Origin of the sequence: Caballeronia sp. ATUFL_F2_KS9A (assembly GCF_023630765.1) — a bacterium.
GTDB classification, from domain to species: Bacteria; Pseudomonadota; Gammaproteobacteria; order Burkholderiales; family Burkholderiaceae; genus Caballeronia; species Caballeronia zhejiangensis.
Genome location: NZ_JALQEK010000049.1, coordinates 1 through 21,581 on the forward strand (window position 1 = coordinate 1; position 21,581 = coordinate 21,581).

Below are 21,581 nucleotides of genomic sequence, written 5' to 3' on the forward strand. Positions count from 1 at the left end.
GCTGAAAGGGCTGAGTCCTGTGATGTACAGAACTCAGCCCTTAGCGGCCTAGCCCAAAACTGTCCAACTTTGCGGGGTCAGTTCAGATTCGACCGGGGCCTTTCGTGATTACGTTCCTACGAACTGCTCAGGATCACTTGTGATGAGTCGTCTGCTCGGCAACCGCGCTGGCAACGACGCTGCGCCGCTGACTGCCGAGGAGCCATCGCGGCGTCTTGAACCGCACGATCGCCGTGTAGAGCCAGACGTACGCCACCGCGAACACGACCGCCGTCACCGCGAGCACCACCGGGTTGTGCCAGAAGAGCGACGCGGGCACGATGCCGATCATGCTCAGCACCCACAGATACGGCGACGTGCGCGCGTTTCTGCGCTGACGCTGACGCGGGTCCGTTCCTTTGCGCACGACTCGCTTGAAGATGAGCGTGTGCAGATGGATGCCGTCGGGCGCGCCGACCGGACGCCCGCGCACGATCCGGCGGCGGTAGATCGAGAAGAGCGTTTCGAAAAGCGGATAAATCGCGACGACCATTGCATACCACGCACAGACGTTCGGATGCCGCGCGACCAGCAGCACGAGCAATTCGGCGATCGTGAAGCCGATGAAATACGCACCGCCGTCACCGAGAAAAATCGACGCAGCCGGATAGTTCCAGATCGCGAAGCCGCCGATCGCGCCGATCATCGTGAGCGCGGTGCTCATCACGAGCAGATCGCCGACTTCATGCGCGACATAGCCGATCGAACCGAAGATCAGAATCGCCACGACGGCGGCGAGTCCGTTGAAACCGTCGATGATATTGACCGCGTTGGTGAGTCCGGCGACCGCGAGCACGGTGAGTCCGATCGCAATGGGCGTGACGGCGAGGATCGGATCGACGAGCGGCAGATCCACACGGCCGACGACGCCGTTGAGAATGAACGCGCCGAGCAGCGCGGCCAGCATCGCGCTCAGGAGCCGCGCCCGCACGCTCACGCGCTTGGTCAGGTCTTCGATCACGCCGCTTCCGAATGCGGGCGCTGCGCAAAGCAGCAGCAAAAGGGACTCGTCGCGCGGATTGCCGCCGAAGATCGCGGCGATGGGAAACGTCACGCAGGCCGCGACCATCAATGCGATGCCGCCGACCCGCGGAACCGGATGAGAATGGTTCTTTTGAACCCCGTTCAAATCATGATCCAGGGAAAGCGCCCCGTAGCGTCCCGCGAATCGAACTATAAGTAGCGTCATGCAGAAAGAACTGATGAAGCCAAGCGCAAGGTTTAACATTTTTTTCACTCACGAAGAGGGCGCATCTCTTTTCGAATATCAATACCCGAAAGCCTATGGTAGGTACAACCCCTGCCATTGTCCACGCATTTATGGCGCTTTAATGTGTGAAACCGAGCCTACTGCGATTTTATTGGGGCTTCCCCCGATTATTCATACAAACCCGAAATTAATAGCGCGTTAAAACACGGATTTCATATAAAGGACTTAATGCGCGCTTTTGAAATTCGCGCCTTGTCCGTACGCAAGCCCACCTTCGCGCGCATATTCTTGTGAGGGCCGGTACGTTTTTCCCTGCGTTAGAGCCCAGCGGGCCGGCGCTGCCGGCACAACAGGCCCGACGAGCCCGTCCCGGCCGGCGAAAAAATGTCCGCAAATCGAACCCAGGCTAAACCGGTTTTCTTCATAGAATTAGCAGTTCGATTAATAGCGATTATATGTGCGGTGCCGCGCATACAACAAGGCGGCCTATGCTACTTTTCGATTTGCTCAAATGGCCCGCATACTCGTTAAATTCTTAAAAGCGGGAAAGCGAACACTCGGTCGCTCTGAAAGGTTCGATAAACAACAAAAATCGTCTGTGGGAATTTCTCTTTTTTTGGGTCGTGTGTTTCAATACGACTGCAATGCCGGGGCGGGATTTTAACGGCCCTGAATGCAGGCCTGAATTCAAGAATAAGGAAATGATGTTTGCGCCCTTAGGGGTGCGCCGCAGGTGTTTCGATCCGCATCCGGTGCGCTTGCCGCGCCGGTCCCATAAGAGCCTGTAACGAGACGTTCTATGAAAGTTAAAAATCAGGCGTCAGCCGTAATGGCCGAGAGCGAGAAAGAGATCGAGCTGACGTCGATTCTCGAAACGCTGGGCCGTCACTGGAAGATGATCGCGGCGACCGTGGCGGTCGTCTTCAGCATCGGGGTGGTGTACGCGTATTTCTCGGCCCCGATTTATCAGGCCGGCATGCTCGTCAGAGTCGACGACTCGAGCAATGGACAGCCGGCCGACTCACGCGACATGGTTCGGACCGCGGCCACGCTGTTCGATCAGCGTGCGACGGCCGAAGGCGAGATCCAGGTCATCGGATCGAAGTTCGTGCTCGGTCCCGTCGTCGATGCGCTCAAGCTGTACATCCAGGCAGCGCCGCATCGCTTCCCGATCATCGGGGGCATGGTCGCCCGCATGAACGATGAAACGTCGACTCCCGGTCTCTTCGGCCGCGGCGGTTACGCATGGGGCGCCGAATCGATCGACGTGTCCGCGTTCGACGTGCCGAAGAAATACGAAGGCAAGGAATACACGCTGCGCTATCTCGGCAACGGCCAGTATCAGGTGCGCGGCCCGGGCGTCGAAACGGGCGTCGGCGGCCAGGTCGGCAGCGTGCAGCGTTTCGACACCGACGCCGGTCCCATCTCGCTGCTCGTGGGCTTCATCCACGGCGAGAAGGGCGTCGAATTCGATCTGACGCGTAACTCGCGCGTGTCCGCTATCGATCGTCTGCAGAATTCGCTGGCGATCGCCGAGCAGGGCAACAAGTCGGGCGTCATCAGCACGACACTGGAAGGCAAGGACCCGGTGCTCGTGGCGGCGACGATCAACGAACTGTCGCGCATGTACGTGAAGCAGAACGCCGATCGTCGCGGGATCAACGCCGAGAAGTCGCTCGAATATCTCGAGCAGCAGCTTCCCGACGCCAAGCGTCAGATGGAAACGGCCGAAGACAACTACAACGCGTATCGCAACAGCCGCACGCTGTTCAATCCGGACGAAGAAGGCCGCATCGTGATGCAGCAGGCTTCGCAAGCGGATGCGCAGTTGCTCGACCTGAAGCGCCGTCGCGCCGACCTGGCCGTGCACTTCTCGCCCTCGCACCCGAGCGTGGTGGTGATCGACCAGCAGATCGCGGCGACCGAGAAGTACATCAACGACCTGGCAGCGCGCGTCAAGGCGATGCCGCAGGCCGAGCAGGGCGCGCTTCGTTTGCAACGCGACGTGCGCATGAGCACCGACGTCTATTCGGCATTGCGCAACAACATTGAAACGATGCGCCTCATCAAAGCCGGCCGCACGCCGACGGTGGAGCTGCTCGACCACGCCGAAGTGCCCGAGCGTCCCGTCAAGCCGGTCAAGGCGCTGGTGCTCGTGATCGCGGCTGGTATCGGTCTGTTCCTCGGCATCGTGATGGCGTTCGCTCGCGACTTCCTGTTCAAGGGCGTGCTCGATCCGAAGGAACTGGAATCGAAGACGGGTCTTTCGGTATTCGCGACGATTCCGGACAGCGAGCGTCAGAAGGAACTCGCGAAGCGCATCGCCGAGAAGAAGCCGGAACAGCTCGCGCTCGCCTCGCGTTACCCGACCGATCCGGCTGTGGAAGGCCTGCGCATGATGCGCTCGTCCCTGCAGTACGCCTTGATGGATGCGCCGAACAACGTCGTGATGCTCGCGGGTCCGCTGCCCGGCATCGGCAAGTCGTTCGTCTCCGCGAACCTGGCGACGCTGCTCGCCGCCGGCGGCAAGCGCGTGCTGCTCGTCGACTGCGACCTGCGCCGTGGCCACCTGAACCAGTACTTCGGCCTGCCGCGCGGCAAGGGTCTCGTGGATGTCGTGAACGGTTCGGCCACGCTCGAAGAGACCGTGCATCGCTCGGTGCTGAACAATCTCGACTTCGTCCAGTGTGGCTTCTATCCGCCGGACCCGGCCGAGCTGCTTTTGTCGGACGCATTCACGGAATCGGTGAATCGCGCATCGGCGGAATACGACATCGTGCTGCTCGACGCACCGGCCATTCTGGCGGTGTCCGACACGGCGATCATGGCGCCCGTCGCGGGCTCGATCTTCCTGGTTGCGCGTTATGGGGATACGCGTTCCGGGGAAATCTCGGAGTCCGTGAAGCGGCTCGAACAATCGGGCGCAAGCGTCACCGGCGTGTTGCTCAACGGCTTCAAGGTGCACTACGGCAACTATGCCCAGGCGCGCCAGTACGGCGGCTACGCCTACGCTGCCTACAAGGCCGACAAGGAAGACTAGAGACTGACTCATCCGGCATTTGCTTCAGCTGGACCCCGAATCGAACAGCAGTACTAAATAAACGTCCTGAGTTGCATAACGAGGAGAAGTGAATATGTTCTCGCCGCAAGAGTTGAAACTCGGCATTGTCGGATTGGGCTACGTTGGCCTGCCGCTCGCCGTCGAATTTGGCAAGCGCCATCCCGTCGTGGGCTTCGATATCAATCGTGCGCGCATCAACGCGCTGCGCGAAGGGCGCGATGTCACGCTCGAAGTCGACGATGCCGAGCTGGCTTCCGCGACCTTCATGCAGTACAGCGCCGATGTAGAAGACCTGCGCAGCTGCACCGTGTTCATCGCGACCGTGCCGACACCGATCGATCACTACAAGCGTCCGGACCTGTCGCCGCTGATCGGCGCATCGACGACCATCGGCAGCGTGCTCAAGAAGGGCGACGTCGTCATCTATGAATCGACGGTTTATCCCGGCGCGACCGAAGAAGAGTGCGTCCCGGTGCTCGAAAAGATGTCGGGCCTGAAGTTCAACGAAGACTTCTTCGTCGGCTACAGCCCCGAGCGCATCAACCCGGGCGACAAGTCGCACCGCCTGCCGGACATCAAGAAGGTCACGTCCGGCTCGACGCCCGAAGTGGCCGATTTCGTCGACGAGCTCTATCGCGGCATCATCACGGCCGGCACGCACAAGGCGAGCAGCATCCGCGTCGCCGAAGCGGCCAAGGTGATCGAGAACACGCAGCGCGACGTGAACATTGCGCTGATCAATGAACTGTCGATCATCTTCAACAAGATGAACATCGACACCGAATCCGTGCTGCTCGCGGCCGGCACGAAATGGAACTTCATCCCGTTCCGCCCGGGCCTCGTCGGCGGCCACTGCATCGGCGTGGATCCGTATTACCTGACGCACAAGGCGCAGGCGATCGGCTATCACCCGGAGATCATCCTCGCCGGGCGCCGCCTGAACGACAGCATGGGCAACTATGTCGTCTCGCAGCTCGTGAAGACGATGACCAAGCGCGACATCGCCATTTCGGGCGCGCGCGTGCTCATCATGGGTCTCACGTTCAAGGAGAACTGCCCGGACCTGCGCAACACGCGCGTGGTCGACATCATCGCCGATCTCAAGGAGTACGGCGTCCAGGTCGACGTGTACGACCCGTGGGTCTCGAAGGAAGAGGCGCATCACGAGTACGGCATCGATCCGATCGATCAGCCCGCCAAGGGCGTCTACGATGCGGTCGTGCTCGCGGTGGCGCACAAGCAGTTCGCCGATGAAGGCGCGGAAGGCATTCACGCCTACGGCAAGTCGCAGCACGTGCTGTGCGACCTCAAGTACGTTCTGCCGCCCGAGGCGAGCGACATGCGTCTCTGAGGTTCGGTGGCATCGGCATTGACCGGTGCAGGCCGTCGCACAACATCGCCGCGGTTCGGCTCCCGGAATTTCGGGGGTTGCCCGCGGCGATGTCAACCGGACGTTCGGAGTTCGCAATGAAGATGCCCAAGGTAGTTCTGTACGCCAACACCGATTGGTATCTGTTTAATTTCCGGCTTTCGTTCGCTCGCAAACTGCGCGACGCGGGTTTCGAAGTCATTCTGTTGTCACCCGACGGCGAATACGGCCCGAAGCTGCGCGATCAGGGTTTTCGCTGGCATGCGGTGCCGATGAACCGGCGCAGTCTGAATCCGCTGCGCGAACTGGCGCTCGTGCTCTGGCTCGCGCGCTTCTTCCAGCGCGAAAAGCCGCAACTGGTGCACGGCTTCACGATCAAGAGCGCGGTGTACGGCTCGTTCGCGAGCAAGCTCGCAGGCGTGCCGGCGCGCGTGAACGCGGTCGCGGGGATGGGCTACGTCTTCACGAGCCGCGATCTGAAAGCGCGTATCTTGAAGCCGGTCGTGCGCACGGTGATGCGCTCGGCGCTGAACGGCCGCGACAGCATTCTCGTCCTGCAGAATCCGGACGACATCAAGCTGTTCGAAGCCGCGCGCATCGTCGAGAAGCAGTCGATTCGTCTGATCAAGGGATCGGGCGTCGATCTGACGCGCTTCAAGGTGCGCGAGGCGTCGCCGGACGATGCGGCCAAGCCGCTGCGCATTCTGCTGGCGGCGCGGCTCGTGTGGGACAAGGGCATCGAAGAATATGTGGAGGCGGCGCGCATGCTGCGCCGCGAGAATCGCACCGTGCGCTTCCTGCTCGCGGGTTCGCCCGACGACGGCAACCCGGCATCGGTGAGCACGGCGATGGTGCAGGGCTGGGTGAAGGAAGGGCTCGTCGAATGGCTCGGTCATGTGAGCGACATGCCGAAGCTCTTCACGGAAGTGGATGTGATGGTGCTGCCGAGCTATCGAGAAGGCTTGCCGAAAGCGCTGATCGAAGCCGCGGGCTGCGCGCTGCCGCTCATCACGACGGACGCGCCGGGCTGCCGCGAAGTGGTCAGCGAGTCGGGCGTGGATGGTTTGCAAGTGCCGGTGCGCGATGCACGCGCGCTCGCCGATGCGATCCGCCAGCTCGACGACGACCGCGCGCTCGCGAGAAAGCTGGGCCTCGCCGCGCGCGAGAAGGCACTGAAGAATTTCGACGAACGCATCGTCATCGAGAAGACGCTCGCCGTGTATCGCGAGCTGGTTCCCTCGATCGCGATCGAAGACGAGCGCCGCGAACACGCCGCGCCCGTCGGCAAATTTGGAGACTTTCATGTCTGATCGTTACGAATCGATCCGTCAACAACTGACGCGCACGCCGCAGAAGTGGCTCATTACCGGCGTCGCCGGGTTCATCGGCTCGAATCTGCTCGAAGCGCTGCTGAAGCTCGACCAGGACGTCGTCGGGCTCGACAACTTCGCGACCGGGCATCAGCGCAATCTCGATGAAGTGCGCTCGCTCGTGACGCCCGCGCAATGGGCGCGCTTTCGCTTCATCGAAGGCGATATCCGCAATATCGACGATTGCCGCACCGCGGTGACAGGCGTCGCGCACGTTCTGCACGAAGCGGCGCTCGGCTCGGTGCCGCGCTCCGTGAACGATCCGATCACGACGCACGAAGTCAACATCAGCGGCTTTCTGAACATGCTCGTCGCCGCGCGCGACGCGAAAGTCGAGAGCTTCACTTACGCCGCGTCGAGCTCGACGTATGGCGACCATCCGGGCCTGCCGAAAGTCGAGGATCGCATCGGCCAGCCGCTTTCGCCGTATGCGGTGACGAAGTACGCCAACGAGCTGTACGCTTCGGTCTTTGCGCGCACGTACGGGTTGAACGCCATCGGTCTGCGTTACTTCAACGTGTTCGGCAAGCGCCAGGATCCGGACGGCGCGTATGCGGCCGTGATCCCGAAGTGGACGGCCGCGCTCATCGACGACGAACAGGTGACGATCAACGGTGACGGCGAAACGAGCCGCGATTTCTGCTTCATCGACAACGTGGTGCAGATGAACATCCTCGCTGCGCTCTCCGAGCCGCAAGCGCGCAATCAGGTCTACAACGTCGCGGTCGGCGATCGCACGACGCTCAATCAGCTCTATGACGGCTTGAAGCGCGTGCTCGCGGATAACGGCGTCATCAACGAAGGCAGCCCGGTGTATGCGCCGTTCCGCGCGGGCGATGTGCGTCATTCGCAAGCGAACGTCGATAAGGCCGCGCAACTGCTCGGCTATGCGAGCGCCATTCCGCTCGCCGACGGACTCGCGATCGCGATGCCGTGGTACATCCGCTTTCTGTCGCAGCGCCGCGTGCCGGTCGAAGCCGAACTCGCGACGAGGCCCGCATGAAAATAGTCGTTTTCATCTACTCGATGCACGGCGGCGGCGCTGAACGCGTCACTGCCAATCTCGCGAACGAGTGGGCGGCGCTCGGCTGGGAAGTGACCGTCGTCACGCTGACAGCCGGTGAAGGCGATGTCTATCCGTTTCATCCGGGCGTGAAGCGCCTCGAGCTGGGGCTCGCGGGCGGCGTCGAGGGCGGCGGCTTCGTGCGTACGCTGATGTCGAACGCGAAGCGCGTGCTCGCGTTCCGCAAGGTGTTGCGCGAGACGAAGCCTACTGTCGCGCTCGGCGTCATGGCGACGGCCAACGTGCTCGCCGTGCTTGCGGGCATCGGGCTGCCGTACAAGATCATCGCGAGCGAGCACACGCATCCGCCGCGCGCGCCGCTCACGCCGTTCTGGGAGCGTCTGCGGCTCTTGACGTATCGCTTCGCGGACAAGGTCGTCGCGCTCACCGACGAAACCCGCGACTGGATCGAAACGCATTGCCGCGCGACAGACGTCAAGGTGATTCCGCCGCCGTTCACGCTGCCTATCGCGCGAACGAATCCGATCATCGAGCCGAAAAGCGTCGTGAAGGACGGGCGCAAGTTGTTGCTCGCGGTCGGACGGCTCTCACCCGAAAAAGGTTTCGACAGCCTCATCGATGCGTTCAGGAAGATTGCCGGCGCGCTGCCGCAATGGGATCTGGTGATCGTCGGCGAAGGGCTTGCGCGTGCGAGTCTCGAACGCCGTGTCGAAGAGGCGAAGCTGCGCGGCCGCGTGTTTCTGCCTGGCCGCGCGGGCAACGTCGCGGACTGGTACGAGCGCGCCGATCTCTACGTGCTGAGTTCGCACTTCGAGGGCTTCTCGATGACGCTCGTCGAAGCGATGGCGAGCGGCTGCGCGGCCGTGAGCTACGACTGCGATTCGGGTCCGCGCGTGATCGTCACGCACGGCATGAACGGCCTGCTCGTGAACCCGGTCGGCGATGCGAGCGCGCTCGCGAAGTCGCTCGAATCGCTGATGAAGGACGACGCAGAACGTCATCGCATGGCGCTTTGCGCGACGTCGGTCAACGACACGTTCGCGTTGTCGAAGACCATCGCGCTGTGGCAGGAAGTGTTCGAAGAGTCGGGCGTGAAGGTGCCGCGTCGCGCGGAACTCCACGTTCCCGCAGCCGGACGATGAGGAGCCACGACCGATGAAGATCATGCTCGTGGTCAGTTCGATGGGAAGCGGCGGCGCGGAGCGCGTCGCGGCCTCGCTCGTCAATGCGTGGGCGCAACGCGGCGATACGGTGACGCTCGTCATCACGTATAGCGGCCGTGGCGCGTGCTTTTATCCGCTCGCGCCGAACGTGCGCTGCGTCTTCCTCGCCGATCGCGTGAAGGCCGGCGCGCGCATGCTGCAATATCCCGCGCGCTTTCGGGCGCTGCGTGCGCTGATCCGCGAAAGCGCGCCCGATGTGGTCGTGTCGTTCCTCTCGAACGTGAACATCACGACGATTCTCGCGACGCGCGGCCTCGGCATTCCGGTGATCGCGAGCGAGCACATCGATCCGTCCGCCGACGGCCGTTCGCAGCTCATGAGCCAGATGTGCCGCTTCGTTTATCCGGGCGCGGACCTGCTCACGCTGCTCACGGACAACATGGAGGCATCGTTCAGGAAGATGGTGCCGCGCGTGAAGCGCATCGAAGTGGTGCCCAATCCGCTGCCGGACGAGTTGTTGCTGTTGCAGCCCGAAACCATCGAGAAGAGCGCGCGCAAGCGGCTCGTCGCGGTCGGGCGTCTCAACACGCAAAAACAGTTCGATCTGCTGATCGATGTATTCGCGACGCTCGCGCCCGAGTTTCCGGACTGGGATCTGTGGATCTGGGGCGAAGGCCCGGAGCGCGCGGTGCTCGAAGCGCAGGTCGCGCAACTGAAGATGAACGAGCGCGTGCTGATGCCCGGCAAGACGACGACGCCTTGGGAAGAGATGGCGCGCTCGGATGCGTTCGTGCTGTCGTCGCGCTACGAAGGTCTGCCGATGGCGATGCTCGAAGGCATGGCGCTCGGCCTCGCGACGGTCGCGTTCGACTGCAAGAGCGGCCCGCGCGAACTCACGCGCGACGGCCAGGACGGCTTGCTCGTGCCGGCCGGCGACAAGGCCGCTCTGATCGATGCGCTGCGCCGCGTGATGTCGGACGAAGCGTTGCGCGCCGAGCTCGGACGCAAGGCGGCGGCATCGGTACGGCAGCGTTATTCGTCGCCGGCGATCCTGCGTCAGTGGGACGCGATCTTCGCGCAACTCGGCGCACGCTCGCGCGGCGGCGAAGGCAAGAGCACGGCTTATGCGCGTGCGGTGACGGGAGAGAAAGCGTAATGGTCGACCGGCGACAAGTGATCCGCTCGCTGCTGATGGGCGCCGTCGCCAGTGGAGCGGGCGTCGCCGGCTTCGACGCGCGCGCGGCGCAGAAACGCGATGTCGTCACCGACAAGTCGTTCGGCGTGAAGGGCGACGGCAAGACGAACGATCGCATCGCGCTGCAGCGGGCCATCGATCAATCCGTCGATTCGACCTTGCTCATCACGGGCAAGTGCCGTATCGACGACAAAGGGCTCGACCTGCGGCGCGATAGTCACCTGCGCTTCGCACCGGGCGCGTCGATCAAGCTGCTGCCGCACGATACGTCGTTCTATTCGATCTTCCGCATCTGGGACGTGAGCAACGTGCTCGTCGAGAACGCGGTGCTCGACGGTAGCAAGGAGCTTAACGCCGCGAAACCGGCGCTGCGTGAAAACGGTCACGGCATGGGCTTTTCGATTGCGGGAAGCACGGAGGTGACGCTCATCTCGCCGAAGACGATCGGCTGCTGGGGCGATGGCATCTATATCGCCAACAGCTACAACGTCGCGTTTAAGTACAGCAGCGGTATTCGCGTGGTGAATCATCACGCGGACCGCTGCCGCAGACAAGGCGTGTCGATCATCAGCGGACGCAACATCGTGTTCGAGAATCCGCTGTGGGAGAACATCGGCGGCACGCAGCCGGAAGCGGGGCTCGACGCGGAGCCGAACAGCAACGCCGATATTCTCGAGAACATTCGCATCGTCAATCCGACGACGCGCAATTGCCGGTACGGGATCATCGTCTGGCTGGAGGAGATCGTCGGGCCGATGCCCAAGCATGTCGATATCGGCATCACGAATCATCGCGACGAAGGCGCGAGCGATGCCGCGTTCGCCGTGTCATCGCTCAAGCTGAATGGGCGCAAGGTGTCCGGGCAGATCGCGAGTCATTCGCCGACATGGGTGAGTCCGAAGATGTCGACAGTGGAAAGCATCGATTACGACAAGGCGGGACCGAAGATCATCGTCACCAACCTGAGGCTCGTGCCATGAAAGCCGCGCCCACACACAATAACTAAAGCGGAAAAAAGGCCAATACGATGCAAGCAACGACAATGAACAATACGGCGCAGCAAAGCGCACAGAGCGCGCAGAGCGAACCGATACGACGCATGACCGGATTCGCGTACTTCATGACGCCATCCGGCTGGGCGTTCCTTGTGCTCGCGGCCACGGCGCTCTCGATCGTCGCGTTCCGCGAGCGCAGCGTCGGCCTGATCTTCGACCAGGAAGCGTACATCCAGTACTTCCGCTCGACCGACTGGCACTGGCTCGTGCAGTTCTATCAGAACCGCGAGTCGGATATGGGCTTTCTCATCAGCCTCATCACGGAAGAGCTGGGCTGGCGCTCGTGGGTCATCCTCCTCAATGCGTTCGGCGTGTCGCCCGAAGGCGGCATCCGCATTACGGTGGTGCTGCTTAACCTGGTCGTGATGTATTCGCTGTTGCAGACGCGCAGGCCGCTCATCGGTCTCGTTCTGTGGCTCGTGATTCCGTATGCGCTCGCTACGGTCGGTCTGTTCCAGATCCGCCAGGGCTTCGGTCTGGCCATCGCGATGCTCTTCGCGCTGCGCTTCAATAAGCCGACCATCGGCATGGGGCTCGCGAGCTTCGTGCACACGACCTTCGCGGTGCCTACGGCGTTCCTGATGACCGCCGGTTTCATCGGCGAGCAAAGGAAAGCGCGCGCGCTCGTCGCGGTGAGCGTGGTGGCGATCGTGCTTGCGTCGGCGGCGAAGTTTCTGTTTGCGACCTACGGCGGCCGTCGTATCGACGAGTACTCGGGCTATCAGGAAAACTTCACGATCAAGCTGCTGTCGCTGCTGCTGTTCTACACGATGGCATCGGTCATGGTGCTCTACTCGACGTGGCGCGCGCAGGATACGCAGCGTCAGCGCGCATTCACGCGGCTGTCGATCATGCATGTCGGACTCTTCGTGTATCTCGTCGTTGCGTTCTTCGTGTTTCCGTTCGCGAAGGGCCGCGTCTGGTATTGCGTGCCGCTGCTGCTGCCGTTCCTCGCGCCCGAGATCAAGTTCAAGAACGCGATGGTTCTCGTCATCACCTTCGGCGTGTTCGTGGCCGTCGCAGCCGACGCCACGAAGAGTTATTTCGAAGGCGTCTATCACTACTTCCTGATGCCCTGACGACGATGTCCTACTTCCTGATTTCGCTCGATTTCGAACTGATGTGGGGCGTGCGCGACCATCGCTCGATCGCCACATACGGAAAGAACATTCTCGGCGTGCGCGAGGCGATTCCGGCGATGCTCGACATGTTCACGAAGTATCGCGTGAAGGCGACGTGGGCGACGGTCGGCATGCTGCTGTTCGATAACAAAAAGGACCTGCTCGCGAATCTGCCCGACGTCCGGCCGACTTATACCGATACGAAGCTGAGTCCATACGCCAACGGTTATCTCGATTCGATCGGCGATAACGAAAAGAGCGATCCGTACCACTATGGTCTGTCGCTCGCGCGTCGGATCGTCGATACCGAAGGCAGCGAGCTCGCGAGCCATACGTTCTGCCATTACTACGCACTCGAAGCAGGGCAGAACAGGGCGCAGTTCGCCGCCGACATGGAAGCATCGGTCGCATCGATCCGGCGTCTCGCCGATCCGCCCGCGAGCATCGTGTTTCCGCGCAATCAGGTGAACAACGCGTATCTGTCGGTGTGCGCGGAGCAAGGGCTCGTCGCGTATCGCGGCACGGAGCGCAGCTGGATGTATCGCGAAACCTCGCGCGCCGATGAAGCGGCGATGCGCCGCGCGGCGCGTCTCGTCGATACGTACATCAATATCTCAGGCGATCACGCGTTCGATCCGCGCCCGGCTCGCGGACTCATCGACGTGCGTTCGAGCCGCTTCCTGCGTCCATATGCGCGCAACAAGCGCGCGCTCGAATGGCTGCGCATCCATCGGATCAAGCAGTCGATGACGTCGGCGGCGCGCACGGGGCGTTCGTTCCACTTGTGGTGGCATCCGCATAACTTCGGTGCGAATCTGGCCGAGAACCTCGGCGTCCTCGAAGCGGTGCTGAAGCATCACATGTACTTGAGAGAGACCTACGGCATGCAGCCCGCGACCATGGCGGAAGTCGCGCGGGCGACGCAATCGGAAGAAAGCCGGCTTGCGGAGATGGAATTCGGTTTGTTCGTATGACGAAGTAATCAGGAAAGACAAGACGCTAGAAAATAACCCGCACGGCGGGCGCGATGCAATGGCGATGTCCATTGCATCGCGCTGGCGCGTGCGCGGCAAAAAAGAAGTTCTTGGGGGAAGCGCGATGAACTTTCGTAACGACATCAACGGCCTGCGCGCGTTCGCGGTTCTCGCGGTCGTCCTTTTCCACTTCGATGTGCCCGGCTTCAAAGGCGGCTTTCTCGGCGTCGACGTGTTCTTCGTGATCTCCGGTTATCTGATGACGAGCATCATCTTCAGACGCCTTTCGAAGGACAGCTTCTCGGTGCTCGAATTCTATGGCGATCGAGCGCGGCGCATCATTCCGGCGCTCGCGTTTCTTTGCTTCGCGCTCGGTGTGTTCGGCTGGCTGATATTCCTGCCTTCCGAGTTTCGCGCGTTCGGCAAGGCGGCGGGATCGAGCCTCGGCTTCTTTTCGAACATCGTTTACTGGCGCGAAGCGGGTTACTTCGATACGCGCTCGCATCTGAAATGGCTGCTGCATACGTGGTCGCTTTCCGTCGAGTGGCAGTTCTATCTGCTGTATCCGCTCGGCATTCTGCTCGTGCGCAAGCTCTTCGGGCGACGCGGGACGAAGATCGCGCTCGTCGGCGCCGCGCTCGTTTCGTTCGCGGCTTGCGTCTATCTCTCCGATCCGACGAAATGGCCGACGGCCGCGTTCTTCCTGCTGCCGACGCGCGCATGGGAAATGATCGCGGGCGGGCTCGTCTATCTGTTCCCGTTGACGGCGGGCAGGCCCGTGCGCCGCACGCTGGAATGCATCGGCCTCGCGATGATCGCGTACGGCGCGGTCATGTTCAACGAGAACAACGAATGGCCGGGCTACCTCGCGCTCGTGCCGGTGCTCGGCACGGCGTTCGTGATTCTCGCGGCGCGCAGGCATTCGATCTTCACGGGCAATCCGCTCGCGCAGTTCATCGGCAAGATTTCGTACTCGGTCTATCTCTGGCACTGGCCGTTCGTCGTCGCGCTCACGTACTTCGACAGGGAAGGTTCGCTGCGCTGGCGCGCGGCCGCGATCGCGGGCGGCTTCGTCATGGGCTATCTGTCGTATGCGCTCGTCGAGTCGAAGACCAGGAAGCCGCCGGCGCGAGACGAGGCGCGCGCCTTTCCGCGCTTCATCACGCTGCGTCCGATTCTCGCGTTCACGCTGCTGCTGGCAATCGGCGGCGGCAGCATCTATGCGAGCCAGGGCGTGCCGAATCGCTTCGACCGTTCGGTGTTCATCGCCGATAGCGAGACCTACGACACGAATCCGCATCGCACGAAGTGTCACATGATGATCGATCCGTGCGATGTCGCGAACAAGCAGAAGGAGAGCCGCGTCGTGGTGCTCGGCGACAGTCACGCGGAAGCGATCGCCGAAGCGGTCGTCGACGCCGTGCCGAACGGCAAGCCCGATGATGTGCTGCTCATCACGATAGAAGGTTGCCCGACGATCTACGGCATTCGCCGCGGCAATGGCGATTGCTTCGATCAGGACCGCAAGTACATCGATATCCTGAGCCGCGATCAGAGCGCGAAGACGCCGGTCATCATCGCGAATCACTGGTCGCAGTACTGGTCCGGTCCGACGATGGACGACTTCGCGTTCGTCAATCCGGAGCAGCCGGCGCAGACATCGACGCCGTTCACGACGGAGTTGTATCGCGAGCACTTGCTATCGACCGTTTGCCGCATCTCGAAGATTCGCCCGGTCTATCTCGTCGAACCGATTCCCGAGTTCGACTTCAACGTGCCGCTGACGCTCGCGCGCGAGAAGATGCGGGATCCGAAGGCGCCCGATCTGTCGATCACCATGTCGGATTACGTTCAGCGCAATGGCGCGTTGCTGCAGGCGATGCATCAGGCACACGATCAATGCGGTATCCATCTGCTCGACCCGCGTCCGTTCCTGTGCCCGGACGGCAAGTGCATGGGCTCGCACGATGGCCGGCCGCTTTATTCCGACTTCCATCACATGAGCGAATACGGCAACCGCTTCCTCGTGCCGATGTTCCGGCGCGTCTTCGAACAAGGTTGAAAGCAGGTGCTTATTGCGGCGTGCCGGTATCGTGCTGCGCGCCGTTGCCGGTGAACGGCGGCGCATAGCGCGTCCAGAAGATATAGCTCGCGAGCACCGCGATCGCGCCGATGCCGGTCGCGAGCAGCACGCCCTGCGCGCCGTAGTAGCGCACGAGAATGACGTTGCCGATGATCTTCGTCGCGAAGCCGATCAGCGAAATGACGGAGATCGCGCGATAGCGTGTCTCGCTCGCGAACAGCTGCACGAGCACGCACATGCCGAAGTAGAACGGCACTTGCAGCAGCCCGTAGCGAAAGAGCGTGGTGACGGCGATGGTGTCGTCGGCCGTGAACGCGCCTTTCTGAAACAGCAGCTTCACGACGTACGGCGCGAGCGCATACGCGAGGATGCTGCCGGTCAGGCCCAGTACGGTCATGATGCCGGACCACTTCAGCGCGGTGCTGCGTGCGCGCGCATGATCGCCGCGATGAAGAATCTCCGCGAGAATCGGCAAGGTCGCGCGCGTGATCGCGAGCGCGCCCATGCTGAGCACGAGCGAGAGCAGCCGGTTCGCGTAGCCGAGCGTCGCGATGGCGCCGTCGCCTTGCTGCGCCATGAAGTACTGATCGATCGGAAGCCACAGACTCGCGACGACCGCGCCGATCGTGAGCATGCCCATCGAGCGGATCGTCGATGGCCACTGCTTCGCGCGCATCGAAACGCGCGGCCGGGCGGGCATCGTGTCGGCTCGCCTGGCGAGCACGCGCAGCCACGCGGCCTGCACGACGAAGCCGAGCGACGTCCCCATGACGAGCGGAAAAATCGATTCGTTGTTGCGCGCGGCAAGCACGAAGACCAGCAGGCCGATGGCCGGCACGCATTCGAGCAAGGTGTTGATGTGCTTGCCCGACGCCTGCAGCCGCGACGACGAAATGCAGATCGTGAAGGTCAGCACGCCGACCGGCGTCATGCTGATGATCATCGCGCGGCACATGTCGCGTGTGGATTCGGCGAGACTGCCCGCGATGACATCGGCGAGATAAGGCCAGAAAAGCCATAGCAGAAGCGACGAGCCGAGGCCGAGCACGAGGCCCACGCCTTCCAGCTCGCCGAGAAAACCGTTGCGCTGCGACTTGTCTTCCTGAAGCGAGACGAGCGCGGGAACGAGCAGCACGGCGAGCACGTTCGTGAGCATCGTCGGCAGCCAGGTGACGAGCGTGAGCGCGAACTGATAGGCGTCGACCGTGCCGCTGATCCCGTAGCGATACGCGATCGCCATTTCCTTCGACGCGCCGATGCACTTCCCGGCGATCACGAAGATCAGCAGGACGACCGCGCTTCTTGCGATTCTCTTGTGATCCTGATGCACGCCGCCGAGACGTCGTCTCACCGATTGCACTGCTGCGCTCAGCACGGGTCCTCCTGCGTGGGAGCCTTTCGCCGCATGGCCTGACGTCGATACGAAAGCGCCGTGCGACAGAAATCACGCGAAGGCCCGCGGCTTTCGCGTGAGAGAGGAGAGCGTGCACCAAAACGGGCGGCGTGACTGTTCGCTAAGGCACCTCGCCATGCCGAAGCCGGCCCTTCATACCGCGCCTGTCTGCCACGGACGCATGATGTAGCGCGCCGCCCGCTCGGGCGTGGCGTCGTCGGTCAGAATGCGCGCCGGGCAGCCGGCCACCGTGACGTTCGGCGGAATATCCTTCGTCACGACGCTGCCCGCGCCGATCGTCACGTTGTCGCCGATGGTCACGTCTTCGATGATGCAGACGTTCGGCCCGATATACACGTTGTTGCCGATGGTAGCCGCCTTGCCGTGATTCGATCCGATGGTCACGCCCTGCGAGATGTTGCAGTTCGCGCCGATGACCGCCGTCGGGTTTACCGCGATCGTGCCGATATGACTGATATAGAAGCCCGGCCCGATGCGCGTGCGCGGACTGATCACGAACCCGAAGCGGCGCTGCTTCAGACGCACGATGTGGTTGAGCACGAGGCGCATGGGCCGCGACGACGCGGCGCTCGCGAGGCGCAGCCAGAACATGTAGTTGAACCCTTCGTTCAGCATCAGTTGCTCGAGAAGGAGCATGACGCTGTACTCGCCCGTATAGCGATAGAGATCGCTTTTGATCAGATCAAAGGTTTTCATCGCGGTGTATCCGCTGGTCGTGTGATTTCTTGTAATACCTCCGGCCGGAATCGGCCGTTCCCCCAACTGTGCTGAGCGCACCAAATCCGAGACTAGTCTTTCTGTCCAACCGGGTCAGTGCGAAACGGAACATATGACCGGCTGGCAATCGAAACGATTCCAACTTTCGCCTGTTTTGTCTGTTGAATAAACCGGTTTCTTTAATCAGATCATTAGCGTTTCGGTCGAATCCCAAGCTGCGCGCGGGATTCAGCGGAAAATGATCCGATTCGTAAAAACCCGATAAGGGTATGCCCTGTAGGGTCTTTCGTCTTTTGAATGAAAAAAGTTTTTGGACCGCACTTACAAAATCCGATTCGTCGGATGAAATCGTTTAAAACGGTACTTACTTGAATGTAATGTTGGGACTGCAACCGTGCAGAAGCGGCAATTTTGGTGCGCGTCTGGATAATCGTCGGCGGATTGACCGGTCAATAAGGCGAAATAATCGGGGGATTGTTGCTCGTTTCGGCATACGAAAGGCGGTCTGCAAGCCCCGCCGGGCCTTCCGACGCGATAGGTCGCGCTCTCGGTGAACGTTCGTGTCGTTATAATCGATTCTTCAGACGATTATTAGTCATCGTACCCCAACTGGTTTGAAGTGGTGTTATTCATCTACCGTATTAACATTAAAAAAGCCGTAGATTAATTTGCTCGCCGTCGATTAAAAGCGGAAATACACAGCAATAAAGTCGCGGAAAAGCAAAATAATAAGTTACAAGCGTACATTTTGTAACAAGTGCCGGGTAGAAACGCCTCGTAACAATCTGTAGGATTTAAAAAAGACGGTAATTACTGCCGTCAGACTTCAGCGCTTCATCAGCCCGTTCGCGGGCCAATCAAGCGCGGGGTTGAGTGGGTACTTCCGGATTATCTGGCTCTCCCGACTCTGGTTCGTCCAATCCCGAAGTCGTCATGTTTTTCGCCGAGATGCCTTTCGGAGTCGCCGTGTGCGGCTGTCGAGCGCTGAGCGGCGCAATCGTTTGCGCCTGCTGAATTTGCGTTGGTCATCTCACGCCCATAAAGAAACGTTGCGTGCGGCCGTAGTCGCATGAACGGGTCCGCCCGTCGACAACGCACAACCAACTCGGAAAGACAATGCTTTCGAACAACACTCAGGCAGACACCCAGGCAGACAACACCGTCGTCGACACGCGTATCGCAACCCGTCGCAAACTCCTGACCTCGCTTATCGCGGGTAGCGGCGCGTTTGTGCTCGCCGCATGCGGCGGCGGCAGCGACAGCGCGGCCCCCGATTCGGTCGCCGATCGCTGGAGACGCCGTAACACTGGCAGCGGCGCCTCGACGGCGACGCCCGCGAGCTCGGCTTCGTCGGCAAGCGCCACGACGACCGCCAGCGCGCCGGCCGCGGCAAGCTCGACGAACGCCGCCAGCACGAACACCGCAGGCACCATCAACGCATCGTCGTTCGGCGTGAAGGCCGACGGCTCGACCAACGACCGCGCCGCGCTGCAAGCCGCCATCGACGGTTCCGTCGGTCAGATTCTTTTGATCTCGGGCCAGGTCCGCATCGACACGACGGGTCTCAAGCTGCGCACGAACACGCACATCCGCTTTGCGTCGGGCGCTTCGATCAAGCTGCTCCCGCACAACGCCGACATCTACCAGATGATGCTCATCGAAGACGTGAGCAACGTCATCGTCGAAAACGCGTACCTCGACGGCAGCAAGGAGCTGAACTCGGCTTCGGGCGGCGAGCACGGCATGGGCTTCTCGATCATCGGCGCACAGAACGTGCACCTGATCGCGCCGACCACGATCAATACGTGGGGCGACGGCATCTACATCAACGATAGCCAGAGCAAGAAGAACACGCCGACGTACAACCTCGTCGTCGACAACCACAAGGCCGACGGCTGCCGCCGTCAGGGTGTGTCGATCATCTCGGGCGACACGATCACGTTCAACAGCCCGATTTGGCAGAACATCACCGGCACGGCGCCGGCTTGCGGTCTCGACTTCGAACCGAACGACAACTCGGCCGTGTTCAAGAGCATCACGATCAACAGCCCGACGACGGCGAACTGCAAGGGCGGCGGCATCAACGTGTGGTTCGGCTCGCTGCCGGGTCCGATCAGCAAGACGGTCACGATCGCGATCAACAACCACGTCGACACGACCAGCCCCGGCGGTTCGTTCGCGGTTCAGGGTCTGTCGCTCGACGGCTACATCGTCAACGGTCAGATCAGCAGCACGAATCCGAAGTGGAAGTACCCGCTGATCGTCGAGCAGTGGGACAACGCGGGTCCGCGCATCAACGTCCAGAACCCGACGATCGTCAAGTCGTAATCGGCGATGAAATGAAAAACGCCATGCGGATGAATTTTCCGCATGGCGTTTTTTGCTTTTCCGCGCCGCCTACTTGAGCCAGTTGAGATTCACGGAATTGGCGATCGCCTGCAGCCCCGCCTGATTCGGATGCAGATGGTCGCCGCTGTCGTACGCACCGAGCATGACAGGCGGATTGGCCGGATCGCCGAGCGCGGCGGCCTGATCGAGCACGGCGTCGCAGCCGCTGTCGGGCGTCGCGACGAACGCGTTCACCGCTTGCCGCGTCGCTTCGATGTCGGCCGTCCACGGCGACACGCCCTCGAACGGCGTGAGCGTCGAGCAGATCGCCTTGACGCCCGCCGCGTGCGCGCTCTGCGTCAGTTGCGCGAACGCGCTGTTCAGGCGCGCGGCCGTCGGCGGCGATCCGCCGATCAGGTTGTTGACGGCATCGTCGGAAATGATGACCCACTTGACGTTGTACTTGTCGAGCACGTCGCGCTGGAAGCGCGTGAGGCCGGCATCGCCCGCGTCGTTCGTGAAGAAATCGTTGCCGGCGATACCCTGATTCAGCACGCCCACCGTCATGCCCGCCTGCTGCAGACGCGCGGCGAGCAGGTTGGGCCAGCGGCCGTTCGTGTTCGGCGGCGAATCGATGCCGTCCGTGATCGACGCGCCGAACGCGACCACCGCGCCCGTCGCACTGGCGTTCTGCACGACGACGTCGGTGAGGAAGTAATACGACTGCGCGCCGAGCGCGTTGACCACGCCGCCCGCGAATTCGGTGTCGGCGCTGACATCGCCGGGCGCGACGTACACGTCCTGCAGGCCTTCGGCGTGGCCGGTGGTTTCCGATGGCGTCTGCTGCGGGAGATAGGCGCTGACGACGATGTCCGACATCGCCGGCACCGCGATCGCGATCGGATCGCTCATCTCCGTCTTGCCGGGCGGAATCGTCACGAAGGGCTGACCGTTGAAGGTGACGGCCCGGTCGCTGCCCGGCACGGTGCGTTTGCCGTCGGCGCGCAACGCGACGCGCACGTCGCCGATCACGAGCGGCTCGCTGCCGTACTGATTGGAAAACTGGACGCCGGCGGCCGTCCCGCCGATGCTCGTGTGCACGATCTGCCGGATCGTCTGATTATTGAAGCCGCCGCCGCCGACGATCATCGGCGCGGTGCTCCAGGTACCGGTCCACGGCAGGGTAGCGCTGATGTTCTGCGCAAAACTCGACGACGTAAGCGGCAAGGCGAGCGCGGTGGCCACGAGGGCTCGCTTGAGGCGAGGAAATCGCTTGTTCAACTTGTTCTCCGAAACCAGCCTGGAATGAGATAGACGTCTCGCAGTGCGCGAGACTTTTGGCGGGCGCATGTGGCCACAGCGCGCCGGGGTGCGCGGCGAAATCTTTGAATGCGTTTGTTTCGCCTTGGTGAATCGGAGCACCATTTGTGCGCGTGCTCTGTGCGCGCGCGCTCATTT

General features: G+C 61.8%; 16 protein-coding genes. 11 read left to right on the plus strand and 5 right to left on the minus strand.

The window, feature by feature from the left end; all coding sequences use genetic code 11:
* Positions 1 to 133: 133 nt before the first annotated feature.
* Complete coding sequence (locus tag NCS67_RS28190; protein ID WP_033536894.1) at positions 134 to 1,267, minus strand: MraY family glycosyltransferase; 1,134 nt, start codon at positions 1,265 to 1,267, stop codon at positions 134 to 136.
* Between the two features lie 781 nt (positions 1,268 to 2,048).
* Here NCS67_RS28190 and NCS67_RS28195 point away from each other — a divergent pair.
* From NCS67_RS28195 to NCS67_RS28240, 10 genes are all read left to right on the plus strand, one after another.
* The gene (locus tag NCS67_RS28195) at positions 2,049 to 4,289 is read left to right on the plus strand and encodes a polysaccharide biosynthesis tyrosine autokinase (RefSeq protein WP_033536895.1); all 2,241 of its coding nucleotides are present in this window, start codon (positions 2,049 to 2,051) and stop codon (positions 4,287 to 4,289) included.
* A 94-nt stretch (positions 4,290 to 4,383) separates the two neighbouring features.
* A complete protein-coding gene (gene tviB, locus NCS67_RS28200; RefSeq protein WP_008346170.1) occupies positions 4,384 to 5,661 on the plus strand; it encodes a Vi polysaccharide biosynthesis UDP-N-acetylglucosamine C-6 dehydrogenase TviB in 1,278 nt (425 codons plus the stop codon).
* 116 nt (positions 5,662 to 5,777) lie between these two features.
* Positions 5,778 to 6,989 (plus strand): glycosyltransferase family 4 protein, encoded by a 1,212-nt coding sequence (locus NCS67_RS28205; RefSeq protein WP_008346171.1) that lies wholly within the window; start codon positions 5,778 to 5,780, stop codon positions 6,987 to 6,989.
* Entirely contained in the window at positions 6,982 to 8,052 is a 1,071-nt protein-coding gene (locus tag NCS67_RS28210) for an SDR family oxidoreductase (protein WP_175980293.1), read from the plus strand. Before NCS67_RS28205 ends, NCS67_RS28210 begins: the two co-directional genes overlap by 8 nt.
* Entirely contained in the window at positions 8,049 to 9,215 is a 1,167-nt protein-coding gene (locus NCS67_RS28215; protein ID WP_008346175.1) for a glycosyltransferase family 4 protein, read from the plus strand. The genes NCS67_RS28210 and NCS67_RS28215 overlap by 4 nt, the downstream gene beginning before the upstream one ends.
* Before the next feature lie 13 nt (positions 9,216 to 9,228).
* On the plus strand, positions 9,229 to 10,392 hold the full coding sequence (locus NCS67_RS28220) for a glycosyltransferase family 4 protein (protein ID WP_250437544.1): 1,164 nt from the start codon (positions 9,229 to 9,231) through the stop codon (positions 10,390 to 10,392).
* Positions 10,392 to 11,411 (plus strand): hypothetical protein, encoded by a 1,020-nt coding sequence (locus NCS67_RS28225; RefSeq protein ID WP_008346179.1) that lies wholly within the window; start codon positions 10,392 to 10,394, stop codon positions 11,409 to 11,411. The genes NCS67_RS28220 and NCS67_RS28225 overlap by 1 nt, the downstream gene beginning before the upstream one ends.
* A gap of 47 nt (positions 11,412 to 11,458) precedes the next feature.
* Entirely contained in the window at positions 11,459 to 12,565 is a 1,107-nt protein-coding gene (locus NCS67_RS28230) for an EpsG family protein (RefSeq protein ID WP_235366307.1), read from the plus strand.
* Between the two features lie 5 nt (positions 12,566 to 12,570).
* Positions 12,571 to 13,581, plus strand: a complete 1,011-nt coding sequence (locus NCS67_RS28235; RefSeq protein ID WP_250437545.1) for a polysaccharide deacetylase family protein — start codon at positions 12,571 to 12,573, stop codon at positions 13,579 to 13,581.
* A 124-nt stretch (positions 13,582 to 13,705) separates the two neighbouring features.
* Positions 13,706 to 15,643 (plus strand): acyltransferase family protein, encoded by a 1,938-nt coding sequence (locus NCS67_RS28240; protein WP_033536929.1) that lies wholly within the window; start codon positions 13,706 to 13,708, stop codon positions 15,641 to 15,643.
* A 10-nt stretch (positions 15,644 to 15,653) separates the two neighbouring features.
* Here NCS67_RS28240 and murJ read toward each other — a convergent pair whose 3' ends face one another.
* The 3 genes from murJ to NCS67_RS28255 form a co-directional block, all read right to left on the minus strand.
* Entirely contained in the window at positions 15,654 to 17,039 is a 1,386-nt protein-coding gene (gene murJ, locus NCS67_RS28245; RefSeq protein WP_250437546.1) for a murein biosynthesis integral membrane protein MurJ, read from the minus strand.
* Positions 17,040 to 17,210: 171 nt separating this feature from the next.
* Positions 17,211 to 17,774, minus strand: a complete 564-nt coding sequence (locus tag NCS67_RS28250) for a serine O-acetyltransferase (protein ID WP_008346189.1) — start codon at positions 17,772 to 17,774, stop codon at positions 17,211 to 17,213.
* 1,154 nt (positions 17,775 to 18,928) lie between these two features.
* Positions 18,929 to 19,270: a hypothetical protein gene (locus tag NCS67_RS28255; RefSeq protein WP_241814146.1), complete on the minus strand. Its 342-nt coding sequence runs from the start codon at positions 19,268 to 19,270 to the stop codon at positions 18,929 to 18,931.
* Here NCS67_RS28255 and NCS67_RS28260 point away from each other — a divergent pair.
* Positions 19,248 to 20,123 carry a hypothetical protein gene (locus tag NCS67_RS28260; RefSeq protein ID WP_239295288.1) on the plus strand — a complete coding sequence of 292 codons (876 nt, stop codon included), beginning with the start codon at positions 19,248 to 19,250 and terminating at the stop codon, positions 20,121 to 20,123. The two genes, NCS67_RS28255 and NCS67_RS28260, sit on opposite strands and share 23 nt — an antisense overlap.
* Before the next feature lie 69 nt (positions 20,124 to 20,192).
* Here NCS67_RS28260 and NCS67_RS28265 read toward each other — a convergent pair whose 3' ends face one another.
* A complete protein-coding gene (locus NCS67_RS28265) occupies positions 20,193 to 21,368 on the minus strand; it encodes a GDSL-type esterase/lipase family protein (RefSeq protein WP_250437547.1) in 1,176 nt (391 codons plus the stop codon).
* Positions 21,369 to 21,581: the final 213 nt, after the last annotated feature.

Excerpts from the sequence above, each read along its gene's own strand:
- NCS67_RS28230 (WP_235366307.1), top strand. The coding sequence starts at position 11,459 with ATGCAAGCAACGACAATGAACAATACGGCGCAGCAAAGCGCACAGAGC.
- NCS67_RS28250 (WP_008346189.1), bottom strand. The coding sequence starts at position 17,774 with ATGAAAACCTTTGATCTGATCAAAAGCGATCTCTATCGCTATACGGGC.
- NCS67_RS28220 (WP_250437544.1), top strand. The coding sequence starts at position 9,229 with ATGAAGATCATGCTCGTGGTCAGTTCGATGGGAAGCGGCGGCGCGGAG.
- NCS67_RS28195 (WP_033536895.1), top strand. The coding sequence starts at position 2,049 with ATGAAAGTTAAAAATCAGGCGTCAGCCGTAATGGCCGAGAGCGAGAAA.
- NCS67_RS28235 (WP_250437545.1), top strand. The coding sequence starts at position 12,571 with ATGTCCTACTTCCTGATTTCGCTCGATTTCGAACTGATGTGGGGCGTG.
- NCS67_RS28205 (WP_008346171.1), top strand. The coding sequence starts at position 5,778 with ATGAAGATGCCCAAGGTAGTTCTGTACGCCAACACCGATTGGTATCTG.
- NCS67_RS28190 (WP_033536894.1), bottom strand. The coding sequence starts at position 1,267 with ATGTTAAACCTTGCGCTTGGCTTCATCAGTTCTTTCTGCATGACGCTA.
- NCS67_RS28215 (WP_008346175.1), top strand. The coding sequence starts at position 8,049 with ATGAAAATAGTCGTTTTCATCTACTCGATGCACGGCGGCGGCGCTGAA.
- NCS67_RS28210 (WP_175980293.1), top strand. The coding sequence starts at position 6,982 with ATGTCTGATCGTTACGAATCGATCCGTCAACAACTGACGCGCACGCCG.
- NCS67_RS28240 (WP_033536929.1), top strand. The coding sequence starts at position 13,706 with ATGAACTTTCGTAACGACATCAACGGCCTGCGCGCGTTCGCGGTTCTC.
- tviB (WP_008346170.1), top strand. The coding sequence starts at position 4,384 with ATGTTCTCGCCGCAAGAGTTGAAACTCGGCATTGTCGGATTGGGCTAC.
- NCS67_RS28225 (WP_008346179.1), top strand. The coding sequence starts at position 10,392 with ATGGTCGACCGGCGACAAGTGATCCGCTCGCTGCTGATGGGCGCCGTC.